The sequence below is a fragment of the Stenotrophomonas sp. 85239_Sma genome (assembly GCF_056481725.1).
This window is the reverse complement of sequence record NZ_CM151163.1, coordinates 2,897,537-2,910,665: the sequence shown is the minus strand read 5'-3', so window position 1 is coordinate 2,910,665 and position 13,129 is coordinate 2,897,537. Positions and strand designations below refer to the sequence as shown.

The 13,129-nt window shown below is 67.4% G+C and carries 12 protein-coding genes; 10 read left to right on the top strand and 2 right to left on the bottom strand.

The features are described from left to right. Window positions 1-43 precede the first annotated feature (43 nt). Complete coding sequence (locus ACYKG1_RS13675; protein WP_006452998.1) at window positions 44-382, top strand: HesB/IscA family protein; 339 nt, start codon at window positions 44-46, stop codon at window positions 380-382. Between the two features lie 89 nt (window positions 383-471). On the opposite strand, the gene ACYKG1_RS13670 is transcribed toward ACYKG1_RS13675, so the two are convergent. Next, window positions 472-705, bottom strand: coding sequence for a hypothetical protein (locus tag ACYKG1_RS13670; protein WP_262083411.1), 234 nt, complete (start codon window positions 703-705; stop codon window positions 472-474). 400 nt (window positions 706-1,105) lie between these two features. On the opposite strand from ACYKG1_RS13670, the gene rpsF reads away from it, so the two are divergent. The 5 genes from rpsF (at window position 1,106) to zipA (ending at window position 6,887) form a co-directional block, all read left to right on the top strand. Then, complete coding sequence (rpsF, locus tag ACYKG1_RS13665) at window positions 1,106-1,543, top strand: 30S ribosomal protein S6 (RefSeq protein WP_049445625.1); 438 nt, start codon at window positions 1,106-1,108, stop codon at window positions 1,541-1,543. An 11-nt stretch (window positions 1,544-1,554) separates the two neighbouring features. Beyond that, window positions 1,555-1,785, top strand: coding sequence for a 30S ribosomal protein S18 (gene rpsR, locus ACYKG1_RS13660; protein WP_002804494.1), 231 nt, complete (start codon window positions 1,555-1,557; stop codon window positions 1,783-1,785). 105 nt (window positions 1,786-1,890) lie between these two features. Further along, window positions 1,891-2,340, top strand: coding sequence for a 50S ribosomal protein L9 (gene rplI, locus ACYKG1_RS13655; protein WP_014647660.1), 450 nt, complete (start codon window positions 1,891-1,893; stop codon window positions 2,338-2,340). Between the two features lie 259 nt (window positions 2,341-2,599). Further along, window positions 2,600-6,103 carry a chromosome segregation protein SMC gene (gene smc / locus ACYKG1_RS13650; RefSeq protein WP_478470742.1) on the top strand — a complete coding sequence of 1,168 codons (3,504 nt, stop codon included), beginning with the start codon at window positions 2,600-2,602 and terminating at the stop codon, window positions 6,101-6,103. A gap of 46 nt (window positions 6,104-6,149) precedes the next feature. Next, window positions 6,150-6,887: a cell division protein ZipA gene (gene zipA, locus ACYKG1_RS13645; protein ID WP_006376490.1), complete on the top strand. Its 738-nt coding sequence runs from the start codon at window positions 6,150-6,152 to the stop codon at window positions 6,885-6,887. A 118-nt stretch (window positions 6,888-7,005) separates the two neighbouring features. On the opposite strand, the gene ACYKG1_RS13640 is transcribed toward zipA, so the two are convergent. After that, entirely contained in the window at window positions 7,006-8,130 is a 1,125-nt protein-coding gene (locus ACYKG1_RS13640) for a pyridoxal phosphate-dependent aminotransferase (RefSeq protein WP_478470741.1), read from the bottom strand. A 164-nt stretch (window positions 8,131-8,294) separates the two neighbouring features. Here ACYKG1_RS13640 and ligA point away from each other — a divergent pair, with 164 nt between their 5' ends. The 4 genes from ligA (at window position 8,295) to ACYKG1_RS13620 (ending at window position 13,129) form a co-directional block, all read left to right on the top strand. After that, complete coding sequence (gene ligA / locus ACYKG1_RS13635) at window positions 8,295-10,766, top strand: NAD-dependent DNA ligase LigA (RefSeq protein ID WP_478472755.1); 2,472 nt, start codon at window positions 8,295-8,297, stop codon at window positions 10,764-10,766. Window positions 10,767-10,815: 49 nt separating this feature from the next. After that, window positions 10,816-11,301 carry a GNAT family N-acetyltransferase gene (locus tag ACYKG1_RS13630; protein ID WP_014037728.1) on the top strand — a complete coding sequence of 162 codons (486 nt, stop codon included), beginning with the start codon at window positions 10,816-10,818 and terminating at the stop codon, window positions 11,299-11,301. Continuing rightward, window positions 11,298-12,254, top strand: coding sequence for an EF-P lysine aminoacylase EpmA (gene epmA / locus ACYKG1_RS13625; RefSeq protein WP_100473287.1), 957 nt, complete (start codon window positions 11,298-11,300; stop codon window positions 12,252-12,254). The genes ACYKG1_RS13630 and epmA overlap by 4 nt, the downstream gene beginning before the upstream one ends. 143 nt (window positions 12,255-12,397) lie before the next feature. After that, window positions 12,398-13,129, top strand: coding sequence for a DUF3011 domain-containing protein (locus ACYKG1_RS13620; RefSeq protein WP_100473286.1), 732 nt, complete (start codon window positions 12,398-12,400; stop codon window positions 13,127-13,129).

Genomic DNA, 13,129 nt, shown 5'->3' with positions numbered 1-13,129 from the left:
GCAACGGCTCCTTATAATGTCCCCGTACCTCTGGAGTAGCCCCATGGCCGTCAGCCTGACCCCCATTGCCTTTGAGCGCGTGCAGCGCTTCGTCGCCCAGACCCCCGGCGCGCTGGGCCTGCGTTTCGGCGTGACCAAGACCGGCTGCTCCGGTTGGGGCCACGTCACCGACCTGGCCCGCGACGAGCGCGAGGGCGATACCGTGTTCGACCAGGACGGCGTGAAGATCTACGTCGACGCCAAGAGCCTGGCGCTGGTGGATGGCACCGTGATCGACTTCGGCAAGCACGGCCTGAGCGAGACGTTCACGTTCAGCAACCCGAACGCCACTGCCGAATGTGGCTGCGGCGAAAGCTTCACCACCGACGCCGACAAGGCCTGACGCCGGTTGTCTGCCGGGCATGCCCCGTGCTGGCGGAATCTGATGTGGTAGGTGCCGTCCTTGGTCGGCACGCGGGGCATGATCCGGCGCTATCGCCGCTCGCGCCAAGCGTTCCGTCCCAGCAGTACCAGTCCCAGGATCACGCTCGCTGTCGCCCATAGCCCCGACAGGCCGATCGTCTCCCGCAGCAGGTGCAGCAGCATTGCCACCAGCAGGCTCATGCAGCCCAGGATTTCAAGGATGCCGAGCGGGGCATTGCCCACGTGGATCAGGCGTCCATCGTCGCGGTTGATCCAGCGCCGGAGGCGCGAAAGGCGGTTCATGGGCGGAATGTAGCCCGGAAGGGAGGTGCGGATGCAACGACCGCTCTTGCCGACGGGGGGACTGGACCATCTGAGCTGGGACCGATGAGGGTTGGCTGCCCGTTCCAGTGCGCGGAATGCGGCCGGCAACGCCATCACGTCGACCTGGGGTGACGTCGGGCGGAGTCGTGAGTTCTGCCGGGGGCTCCGGTGGTGACCGTTCCTGGTCGGCCCAGGGGGAGGGCATGGGAGCGGCGCCCCCGGTTCAGGTTGCCCCATGGGGCCGGCCGGTTGCCCGGCCACCCCATCTGCGCCATAATGCGCGGCTTCCTGCCTCCCTGGCGGGAATCCTTGCCCCACCGCGGTCTCAACGGCGGGGGGCTGTCCGGCCGCAAGGCCACATCCGAAAGGTAGAAAAAACATGAGTCGTCATTACGAAATCGTGTTCATGGTCCACCCGGACCAGAGCGAGCAGGTCCCGGCCATGATCGAGCGCTACAAGTCGCTGGTCGAGAACGGCAACGGCACCATCCACCGCCTGGAAGACTGGGGCCGCCGCCAGCTGGCGTACCCGATCCAGAACCTGGTGAAGGCGCACTACGTGCTGCTGAACATCGAAGCCGACCAGGCCGTGCTGAACGAACTGACCGAAAGCTTCCGCTTCAACGACGCCGTGCTGCGCAACCTGGTCATCAAGCGTGACGAGGCTGACACCGAGCAGTCGCTGATCATGAAGAGCAAGGACGAGAAGGGTGACAAGCCGGAGCGCGGTGAGCGCCGTCGTCGTGACGACGAAGAAGGCGAGTCCACCACCACCGCTGACAACGAAGCCGGCGACGACGCCGCTTCCGCCGCCTAAGGAGCCTTCCCATGTCCAAGTTCTTCCGTCGCCGCAAGTTCTGCAAGTTCACGGCTGAAGGTGTGAAGGAGATCGACTACAAGGATCTCAACACCCTGCGCCAGTACCTGACCGAGAACGGCAAGATCGTGCCGAGCCGCGTCACCGGTACCAAGTCGAAGTACCAGCGTCAGCTGGCGACCGCCGTCAAGCGCGCTCGCTTCCTGGCCCTGATCCCGTACACCGACAACCACGACGTCTGATGCCCGGCGGGGCGGCCCGGTGCCGCCCCTGCCGTGCCAGCTATTCGGACAGCGTTTGTTGCGGGGCATCGCCTCGCTAACGAATAACTCATCTGGAGCAATACCATGCAGCTGATCCTCCTGCAGAAAGTCACCAACCTCGGCAACCTGGGCGACCTGGTCGACGTGAAGCCGGGCTACGGCCGTAACTTCCTCGTGCCGCAGGGCAAGGCCGTGCCGGCCACCGAGAGCAACAAGGCCGAGTTCGAAGCCAAGCGCGCTGAATACGAAGCCAAGGCCCAGGCCATCCACGCCGATGCAGACGCCCGCAAGGCCAAGCTGGACGGCGCGAGCGTGACCATCCCGGCCAACGCTTCGACCGAAGGCAAGCTGTACGGCTCGGTCGGCGCCCGCGAAATCGCCGATGCCTTCACCGCCGCCGGCCTGCCGGTCAGCAAGAGCGAAGTCATCCTGGGCGAAGGCGCCTTCCGCAACATCGGCGAGTACGACGTGCTGATCCACCTGCACGCCGACGTCGAGACCACCGTCAAGGTCGTCGTCGTCGCCGAAGCCTGATCCCTCGCCGCAAGGCCTGGAATCACCGCAGAACGGGCGCCCGCAAGGGTGCCCGTTTTGTTTTGCGGCCCGGGTTTCGTGGCGTTGAGCCATGCCCGACCGAGGGGCACGGCCGGGCAATGTTCCACGCCCATTCGTAGAACACGGCCACATCGGTATACTCAGGGCGTCACACCCGTTCCACGGCCAGCGATCCCAGCAGGATCAATGACTTGGAGGGTAAACGCAGGCCGCTCGACGGCCCCAGTCCGGAACCCCTATGCGTCTTTCCACGATCAAGCTGTCCGGCTTCAAGTCGTTCGTCGATCCGACCACCCTGCACCTGCCGACCAACATGACCGGCGTGGTGGGGCCCAATGGCTGCGGCAAGTCGAACATCATCGACGCCGTGCGCTGGGTCATGGGCGAGAGTTCGGCCAGCCGCCTGCGCGGCGACTCGCTGACCGACGTGATCTTCTCCGGTTCCAACGCCCGCAAGCCGGTCTCGCAGGCCACCGTCGAGCTGATCTTCGACAACTCCGACCATACGATCTCCGGCGAGTACGCCTCGTTCAACGAAATCTCGGTCAAGCGCACGGTCAGCCGCGACGGCACCAGCAACTATTACCTCAACGGCACCAAGTGCCGCCGCCGCGACATCACCGACCTGTTCCTCGGCACCGGCCTGGGTCCGCGCAGCTACTCGATCATCGAGCAGGGCATGATCAGCCAGATCATCGAGGCGCGCCCGGAAGACCTGCGCGTGTACCTGGAAGAGGCGGCCGGCATCTCCAAGTACAAGGAGCGCCGCAAGGAGACCGAGACCCGCATCCGCCACACCCGCGAGAACCTGGACCGGCTGGGCGACCTGCGCGACGAGATCAGCAAGCAGCTCGAACACCTCAAGCGCCAAGCCAAGCAGGCCGAGCAGTACCAGGCGCTGCAGGAAGAACGCCGGGTCAAGGATGCCGAATGGAAGGCCCTGGAGTTCCGCGGGTTGGACGGGCGCCTGTCCAAGCTGCGCGAAGGGCTGTCGCAGGAAGAGACCAAGCTGCAGCAGCTGATTGCCGATCAGCGCGACGCCGAGGCCCGCATCGAGACCTCGCGCGCGCGTCGCGAGGAGGCTGCCGATGCGCTCAATACCGCGCAGGCCGCGGTCTACCAGGTCGGCAGCACGCTGGCGCGTCTGGAACAGCAGATCCAGCACCAGCGCGAGCTGTCGCAGCGCCTGCACAAGGCGCGCGATGAAACCCGCCAGGCGCTGGCTGACCTGGGCCAGCACATCAGCGGCGACGAGGCCAGGCTGAGGGTGCTGCGGGAAGCGGTCGAGGCGGCCACCCCGCAGCTGGAAGCGCTGCAGGAAGAAAACGAGATCAAGCAGGAAAGCCTGCGCGAGGCCGAAGACCGGCTGGCGAGCTGGCAGCAGCGCTGGGAACAGCACACCTCGCAGAGTTCGGAGGCCTCGCGCGCCGGCGATGTCGAGCGCACGCGCGTGGACTACCTGGACAAGCAGATCCTCGATGCCGACCGCCGTCGCGAGGCTCTGGCTGCCGAGCGCGCCGGGCTGGACGTGGACGCGCTGGAAGAAGCCTTCGAGCAGCTGCACCTGCAGCACGACACGCAGAAGGCAGCGCTGGATGAATTGAGCGAAGACGTGGAGCTGCGCAAGCAGGGCGTGGCGGCGGTGCAGGAGCAGCAGCGCAATGGCCAGAACGAGCTGGCCGAACTGCGCAAGCAGGCCAATGGCCTGCGCGGTCGCCTGGCCTCGCTGGAAACCCTGCAGCAGGCTGCACTCGGCCAGGAGCAGGGCGCGGCCGTGGCGTGGCTGAAGGCACGCGGGCTGGATTCGGCGGCGCGTGTCGGCGAACGCCTGGACGTTGATGCCGGTTGGGAAAACGCGGTGGAAAGCGCGCTCGGCCAATTGATCGAAGGCGTGCTGGTCGATGACCCGGCCAGCCTGGTCGATGCGCTCGGCGAATTGGGCGAGGGCCACATCGCACTGGTCGCCAACGATGGTGCGGACCTGAAGGTCGCGCCGACCTCGCTGGCCGCGCGCGTGCGTGGCCCGGCGGCGATCCGTCGCCTGCTGGCACACCTGCATGGCGCCAAGGACCTGTCCGAGGCGAAGGCCCTCCAGGCCAGCCTCCCGGAGGGTGATTCGATCATCACCCAGGGCGGCGAGCGCCTGGGCCAGGGCTGGCTGCGCGTGTCGCGCTCCGGTGCGGCCCAGCAGGGCGCGCTGCTGCGCGAACGTGAGATCAATGAGCTGCGCGAGCAGATCGAGCAACTGCAGGATCGCGAGGCCGAGCTGGAAGAGCAGCTGTCCGGGTTCCGCGAACAGCTGCAGGCGGCCGAACAGCAGCGCGAAGACGCGCAGCGTGCGCTGTACCAGGCCCACCGTGCGGTGTCCGAACTGGCAGGCCAGTTGCAGGGCCAGCAGGGCAAGGTGGAGGCCGCACGCACGCGCATCGACCGCATCGAGGGCGAACTGAAGCAGCTGCAGGAAACGCTCGAGGCCAACAACGAGCAGGCGCGTGAGGCGCGCTCGCGGTTGGAGAATGCGGTCAGCAGCATGGGCGACCTGGAATCGACCCGGCAGCGGCTGGAGGGCGAGCGCCGCCAGCTGACCGAGGCACGCGACCTGGCCCGCGACGCCGCACGCGCGGTGCGTGAGCGCTCGCATTCGCTGGCGCTGACCCTGGAATCGCAGCGTGCGCAGCTGGCCTCGCTGAGCCAGGCACTGGAGCGCATGGGTACCCAGCGCGGGCAGTTGGATTCGCGGCTGGAGGAGCTGCATTCACAGCTGGACGAAGGGGATTCGCCGGTCGAATCGCTGCAGGCCGAGCACCAGAATGCGCTGGAGGAGCGCGTGCGGGCTGATCGCGTGCTGACCGAAGCGCGCACGTTGCTGGACGGTATCGACGCCGAGCTGCGCAATTACGAACAGACCCGCCACCAGCGCGACGAACAGGCGCTGGCCCAGCGCGAACGCATTTCGCAGCGCAAGCTGGACCAGCAGGCGCTGGTGCTCAGCGCGGACACCCTGCAGGGCGCGGTGGAGAAGGCCGGGTTCGTGCTGCAGGACGTGCTCAACGCACTGCCCGAGGACGCCCGCCTGGGTGACTGGGAGCAGGCCGTGCACCAGATCGATGGCCGCATGCGCCGGCTGGAGCCGGTCAACCTGGCCGCCATCCACGAGTACGGCGAGGCCTCGCAGCGTTCGGACTACCTGGATTCGCAGCACGTGGACCTGACCACCGCGCTGGAGACCCTGGAAGACGCCATCCGCAAGATCGACCGTGAGACCCGCGGCCGCTTCAAGGACACCTTCGACCGCGTCAACGCCGGCGTGCAGGCGCTGTACCCGCGCTTGTTCGGCGGCGGCCACGCCTATCTGGAACTGACCGGCGAAGACCTGCTCGACACCGGCGTGACCATCATGGCGCGCCCGCCGGGCAAGCGCGTGTCCAGCATCTCGCTGCTGTCCGGCGGCGAGAAGGCGATGACCGCAGTGGCACTGGTGTTCGCGATTTTCCAGCTGAACCCCGCGCCGTTCTGCCTGCTGGACGAGGTGGACGCGCCGCTGGACGAAGCCAACGTCGGCCGCCTGGCCAACATGGTCAAGGAAATGAGCGAGAAGGTGCAGTTCCTGTTCGTCAGCCACAACAAGGCGACGATGGAGGCCGCGCACCAGCTGTCGGGCGTCACCATGCGCGAGCCGGGTGTCAGCCGCCTGGTCAGCGTGGACCTGGAAGAAGCCGCGCGATTGGCGGGCGCGGCCTGACGTGCCATCCTAGTTACCTGAATGAACTAGCCGGAGAACCTATCGAATGTCCGACACGGCACTGTTGCGCATCGGCATCCTGGCCGCCGGCCTGCTGTTGATCGCCGCGATCTTCCTGTTTGGCCGTCCGAAAAAGAAGCCCCAGGGGCGCCGCGTGGAAGGCGCGGAACCGACCAGCGGCGAGCGCCGCGAACCGGTACTGGGCGAAGACGGCGTCGCCGTGGCCGATGGCCGCGTCGAACCGGGCATGGGCACGGAAGGCGAGCAGGCCGAACTCGGTCTGGGCGAAACCGACCCGGGCGCCAGCGATCTCGGCAAGCGCGCCACCCAGGATTTCGACAAGATTGTCTCGCTGTTCGTGGCCGCCCGCGCCGGCGAACAGCTGCGTGGCGAAGACATCGTGGTGGCGGCTGAGAAGACCGGCCTGGTGTTCGGCCACATGAACGTGTTCCACCGCCTGGTGGAAGGTCACCCCGAGCGCGGCCCGATCTTCTCGATGGCCAGCATCATGAAGCCGGGCAGCTTCGACATGGCCAACATCCGCGCCATGGAGACCCCGGCCATCGCCTTCTTCCTGACCCTGCCGGCACCGCTGACCGCGCTGGACGCCTGGGAGAAGATGCTGCCGACCGTGCAGCGCATGGCCGAACTGCTCGACGGCGTGGTGCTGGATGACAGCCGCAATGCCTTGGGTCGCCAGCGCATCGCGCACATCCGTGACGAGCTGCGCGCCTATGACCGCCAGCACCAGGCGCCGCCGCTGACCAAGACCCCGCGCTGGTAAGCGCCATGGTGTGCCGACCAACGGTCGGCACCCACCCCGACCAACGGTTGGCACCCACAACAGTAGGTCCACGCCATGCGTGGATGGGGCGAACCAAGGTTCGCCCCCACCAACAGGGTCAGGCCGGTACGCCGGCCACCTTGGCGAACGCGCGGCGGAACGCGGCCATCTCGTCCTCGGTGCCGACGGTTACGCGCACGCGCTGTGGCCAGATCGGCCAGCTGCGTCCGATCACTACACCGTTCTCCGCCATCGCCTTGGCGAACGCGCTGCCGTCGCGTTGCACGTCGACCACGAAGCAGTTCGCTTCCGACGGCACGCAGCTGAAACCACGCTTGCCGAGCCATGCGATGGTTGCCTGCCGCACCTTGGCATTCTGCAGGCGGCGCTGCGGAATCAACTGCGGATCGCGCAGGCTGGCCAGTGCAGCGGCCAGTGCCGGCACCGGCAGCGGGTTGTCGCCCAGGCTCGCCAGTTCGCGCAGACGGTCGGGATGGGCGGCCGCCACGCCCAGGCGCAGGCCGGCCATGCCGTAGAGCTTGGAGAACGTACGCAGCACGATCAGATCGTCGCGCTGCGTCACCTGCGTGATCAGGCTGGGCTGTTCGCTGTACTGCAGGTAGGCCTCGTCGACCAGCACGCGGGTGGAGGCGGGCTTGTGGGCCAGCAGCCAGGCAAGCTCATCCGGTGGGCTGATCGAGCCGGTCGGGTTGTTCGGGTTGCACACATACAGCAACCCGGTCGGGCGCCGGTGCGCGGCAGCGACCATCGCGCGCAGGTCATGCGCGCCGTCGTCGCGCAGTGGCACTTTCTGCACGTGCGCACCGTGTGCAGCGGCGACCTCGCCCAGCGTCTCGAAGGTCGGGTCGGCCATCACCAGTCCCGCCTGCGGGCCGGTCCACCGCGTGGCGGCACGGTTCAGCGGTTCACTGGAACCGGGGTAGAGGCGTACATGGTCGGCCGGAATGCCGGCCTGCTCGATGAAGGCGTCGCGCACGCTGCCCGCCAGCTCGAAGCGGTAACGGCCACAGCTGGCGATGCTGTCGCGCGCTGCCTGTTGGGCTGCGGGCGAGGGACCATATGGGCATTCGTTGAAGTTCAGCAGTACTGCGCCTTCGGCAGGGGCGGGGGCCGCGGCTGTCGCGGGCTGGGCATGGCCGAGCCGCGGCAGCCCGCTGCCGGCGACGGCGAGGCCGGCACCGGCCAGTTGCAGGAAGCGTCGACGGGAGGCAGGCAGGGTCACGGGCAGTATTCCGAAGGGCGAACGTCGCACGCTAGCGCCGGTGGAGGTGGGCGGCAAGCCCGCCTTCTGTGGAGTCGAACATGGCTCGACGCTATGAACGCAGCGGCGTTACAGGGCCTGACGGCCGGGCGCGGTAGAATCCCCGGCCATCCCAGAACCACCGGATCCCGATGAGCCCCAGCCCCGCCGAACGCGCCGACGAACTCCGCCGGCAGATCGCCCAGGCCAACCGCGCCTACCACGAGCTGGATGCGCCGGAGATCCCCGACGTCGACTACGACCGGATGGTGCGCGAGCTGGAAACGCTGGAGCGCGAGCACCCGGAACTGGCCCGTGCCGACAGCCCGACCCAGCAGGTCGGTGCACGTCCGTCCGGCCGCTTCCCCGAGGTGCGCCACGCGGTACCGATGCTGTCGCTGTCCAATGCCTTCAGCGATGAGGAAGTGGCCGATTTCGTGCGCCGCATCGATGAGCGCCTGGGTCGTCGCAGCCTGCGGTTCTCGGCCGAACCGAAAATGGATGGCCTGGCGATCAGCCTGCGCTACGAGGACGGTCATTTCGTACTCGGCGCAACCCGTGGTGATGGCAGCACCGGCGAGGACGTGACCGCCAACCTGCGTGAGATCGACGATGTTCCCAAGCGCCTGCACGGCAAGGACTGGCCGGACGTGCTGGAGGTGCGTGGCGAGGTCTACATGGCCCGCGCCGACTTCGAGGCCTACAACGAACGCGCGCGCCGGCAGGGGGGCAAGGTGCTGGCCAACCCGCGCAACGCGGCCGCCGGTTCGCTGCGCCAGCTTGATCCAAAGATCAGTGCGCAGCGCAGGCTGAGTTTCTTCGCCTACGGCACCGGCGAAGTGCAGGGCGGCGAGCTGCCGGACACCCATTCGGGCACGCTGGCCCAGCTCGGTGCCTGGGGCTTCCCGGTCAGTGAGCTGTGCAAGGTGGTGGAAGGCACCGACGGCCTGCTCGGCTACTACCGTGACATCGGCGAGCGCCGCGATGGCCTGCCGTTCGACATCGATGGCGTGGTCTACAAGCTGGATGACCGCGCCGGCCAGCAGGCCATGGGCTTTGTTTCGCGTGCGCCGCGCTGGGCCATCGCGCACAAGTTCCCGGCACAGGAACAGAGCACCACGGTGGAAGCGATCGAGATCCAGATCGGCCGCACCGGTGCCGCCACGCCGGTCGCCCGCCTGGCGCCGGTGGCCGTGGCTGGCGTGATCGTGTCCAACGCCACCCTGCACAACGCTGACCAGATCGCGCGTCTGGATGTGCGCGTCGGTGACAGCGTGATCGTGCGGCGTGCTGGTGACGTGATTCCGGAAGTGGTCAGCGTCATCCTCGACCGCCGTCCGCAAGGCACGGCGCCCTGGCAGATGCCGATGCAGTGCCCGGTGTGCGGCTCGGAAATCGTGCGCGAGGAAGGTGCCGCCGCGTGGCGCTGTTCGGGCGAACTGTCCTGCCCGGCGCAGCGCAAGGAGGCCATTGCCCATTTCGCTTCGCGTCGTGCGATGGATATCGACGGCCTCGGCGACAGGTACATCGAAACGCTGGTCGACGCCGGCATCGTCAGGAGCGTGGCCGACCTGTACCGGCTTAACCGCGACCAGCTGCTGCACCTGAAACTGGTGCTGGATGCCGAGGACCCTTCCGCACTGGCCGCCGCGTTGAAGCTGCACCTGCCGGCAGAGGGGAGCGGCGCGGTGCTCAATGCGGTGCTCAAGCTGGATGGCAACGATCCGGCGTGGCGCGCGCAGGCGCTGGCGCAGCCGGCCGGCTTCGAATGGAACACGAAGAAGATCGCCACCAAGTGGGCTGACAACCTGATCGCGGCCATCGACGCCAGTCGCGCTGCCACGCTGGAGCGCCTGCTGTTCGCGCTTGGCATCGAGCACGTGGGCGAGAGCACGGCCAAGGCGCTGGCGCAGTGGTTCGGTGACCTGGAGCTGATCCGCCACCTGCCGTGGCCGCTGTTCAAGCGCGTGCCGGACATCGGTGGCGAAGTGGCGCGCTCGCTCGGCCACTTCTTCGAACAGCAGGGCAACCAGCAGGCCATCGATGATCTGCTGCAGGTCGGCCAGGTGCGCATCAGCGACGTGCATGCGCCCAGTGCCAAGCTGCGCGAGGGGCTGGATCTGGCACAGCTGCTGGTTGAATCGGAGATCCCTGGCATCACCCGCCTGCGTGCGGAGAAGCTGGTGGCGGCGTTGCCGGGCGCTCAGGCGGTGCTGGATGCCGAACATGGCCAGTTCGTCAACGCGGGCCTGCCGGACGACACCGCGCGCGGTCTGGCCGAGTGGCTGGATGCCGAAGGTCATGGCGCGATGCTGCTGGCGGCCGAGAAGGCGATGCAGCAGATCCTGGCCAAGGCGCCGGCGATGGCCGAGATCGTGGCTGGCCCGCTGGATGGGCAGACCGTGGTGCTGACCGGCACCCTGGCCCAGCTGACCCGCGATGCAGCCAAGGAGCGCCTGGAAGCACTGGGTGCCAAGGTCTCCGGCAGCGTGTCGAAGAAGACCAGCTTCGTGGTGGCCGGTACCGAGGCCGGTTCCAAGCTGGACAAGGCGCAATCGCTGGGCGTGCCGGTATGGGACGAAGACCGCCTGCTGGCCTATCTCGCCCAGCACGAATGATGACCCCGCCGGGTGCCTCGCGCCCGGCATGAAGCACAAAGGAATACCGATGCAGACCGCCCCGCTGGATTTCCGCCTGGCCACCCGTGCCGACGAAGAACTGTTGATCGAGCTGATGCGTGAGTTCTACGCCGAAGACAGGATCGACTTCGATGACGCGCGCGTGCGTCGCGGCGTGGACGCGCTGCTGGCCGATCCGCGCAACGGCGAAGTGCTGCTGTGGCTGGACGAGGCGGGCGAGGTGGTTGGCTACGCAGTGATCGCGATGGGCTTCAGCCTGGAGCAGGGCGGCCACTTCATGCTGCTGGACGAGCTGTACCTGAGCCATCGCGCGCGCGGCCGCGGCCGCGGCAAGCAGGCGCTGGCCATCTGCGAACAGCGCGCTCGTGGGCGTGGCGTCAGCCGCCTGCGCCTGGAAGTGAACCACCACAACGAACTGGCCCGGCGCCTGTACCTGGCCAGCGGCTACATCGACGATACCCGCGATCTGCTGACCCTGCCGCTGGACCATCCGCGCCCGGAGGGCATCCTGTGAGCGAGGCCCTGCTGCACGCGCTGCGGCAGCGAGCCGCGCTCAATGCGCTGGTGCGCCGCTTCTTCGCCGAGCGCAATGTGCTGGAGGTGGAAACGCCGATCCTGTCGGTGGCGGGCAACACCGAGCCGAACATCGACAGCTTCCATACCGATTTCACTGGCCACGTCGACGCGGGCGGGCGCCGCCGCTGGTTGCGCACCTCGCCGGAGTATCCGCTCAAGCGACTGCTTGCTGCCGGTGTTGGCGATTGCTACGAACTGGGCCGCGTGTTCCGCAACGGCGAGGCTGGTGGTCGCCACAACCCGGAATTCACCATGCTGGAGTGGTACCGGGTCGGCTGGGACCATCATCGGTTGGTAGGGGAAACCGCCGAGCTGGTCGGACAGGCACTGGCCCTGGTCGGGCGCAGTGCGACGCTGCGTGTGCTCGGTTACCGCGAGCTGTTCCAGCAGTACGTGGGCGTGGATCCGTTCGAGGCCGACCAGGCCGCGCTGCGTGCCGCGCTCGGTGACGTGCATGTCGATCCCGTCGGGCTGACCCGCGACGATTGGCTGGATCTGCTGATGACCCATCATATCCAGCCGCATTTCGATGACGCGGTCATGACCGTGGTCCACGATTGGCCCGCCAGCCAAGCCGCGTTGGCACGCATCCGTGCCGGCACGCCGCCGCTGGCGGAGCGTTTCGAGTTGTATCTGGGCGCGGTGGAACTGGCCAACGGCTATCACGAACTGAACGACGCGCACGAACAGCGCATGCGATTCCAGCGTGATCTGCAGCGCCGCCACGAGCGCGGCCAGGTGCAGCCGGCCGTGGACGAGGCATTGTTGTCGGCGTTGCCATCGATGCCTGCCTGTGCCGGCGTGGCGGTGGGTATTGATCGGCTGTTGATGGCGATGAACCGCACGCCGCGGATCGCCGACGTGCTGGCCTACGACTTTGCCCGCGCGTGAGCGTGGCGCGCACGTTCCTGAACATTGAAGACTGAACGGATTGCCGCATTTCCGTGCTTGCTTCGGCAAGCAGGATGATGCTCTTATCACGGCAGATGCGGGACACTGGCATCGGAATTCGTCCACTCCTGTTGGGGAAGGCATTGGTCAAGTGGTTTGCGGTCGTGGCGGCACCGGTCTACTCCATCGCGCTGTGGGGGGCTTGGCTGCCGTCGCCGGCGTCGGCCCAGCAGGTGGGCTACGACGACGAAGTGGTGACCTGCGAATCACGCGACATGGGCTGGGTGCACTGCGATATCGAGGTCGCCAACGGCGTCGATCTGGTGCGCCAGCTGTCCAGCAACAGCTGCATCCGTGGCAGTGAGTGGGGAACCGACCGCAGCGGCGTGTGGGTCACCCTGGGCTGTCGTGCCGAGTTCCGTGCCCGGCGCGCAGCGGGCACGGCGCTGCCGGCAGACACCTCTGGAAAGCGCCTGGTGCGCCGCGTGGTGCGCTGTGAATCCAATGGCCGTCCGCAGAGTTGCCCGGTACGGCTCGATGGCGCGCCGGTGCGCCTGCTGCGCCAGTTGTCCGTGCTGCCGTGCCGCGAAGGGCAGGGCTGGGGCTACAAGCGCAATGAAGTCTGGACCAGCCGTGGCTGCCAGGGCGATTTCGAAGTGGCCGATGATGACGGCCGCTTCGTTGACGTGCCACGCCGCCTCACCTGCGAATCGAAGTCGAAGAAGCGGCGTTTCTGCGGTGCCAGCATCTCGGTTGGCGCCGTGGTCTCCGAGCAGCTGTCCAGCACGCCCTGCGAGGAAGGCAGCACCTGGGGCTGGAGTCGCAACGGGATCTGGGTGGACGGCGGCTGCCGCGCCGAATTCTCGGTGAATTGA

What these genes read in the sequence shown, in the direction of transcription:
- ACYKG1_RS13675 (WP_006452998.1), top strand. Translation starts at nt 44, where the DNA reads ATGGCCGTCAGCCTGACCCCCATTGCCTTTGAGCGCGTGCAGCGCTTC.
- ACYKG1_RS13670 (WP_262083411.1), bottom strand. Translation starts at nt 705, where the DNA reads ATGAACCGCCTTTCGCGCCTCCGGCGCTGGATCAACCGCGACGATGGA.
- rpsF (WP_049445625.1), top strand. Translation starts at nt 1,106, where the DNA reads ATGAGTCGTCATTACGAAATCGTGTTCATGGTCCACCCGGACCAGAGC.
- rpsR (WP_002804494.1), top strand. Translation starts at nt 1,555, where the DNA reads ATGTCCAAGTTCTTCCGTCGCCGCAAGTTCTGCAAGTTCACGGCTGAA.
- rplI (WP_014647660.1), top strand. Translation starts at nt 1,891, where the DNA reads ATGCAGCTGATCCTCCTGCAGAAAGTCACCAACCTCGGCAACCTGGGC.
- smc (WP_478470742.1), top strand. Translation starts at nt 2,600, where the DNA reads ATGCGTCTTTCCACGATCAAGCTGTCCGGCTTCAAGTCGTTCGTCGAT.
- zipA (WP_006376490.1), top strand. Translation starts at nt 6,150, where the DNA reads ATGTCCGACACGGCACTGTTGCGCATCGGCATCCTGGCCGCCGGCCTG.
- ACYKG1_RS13630 (WP_014037728.1), top strand. Translation starts at nt 10,816, where the DNA reads ATGCAGACCGCCCCGCTGGATTTCCGCCTGGCCACCCGTGCCGACGAA.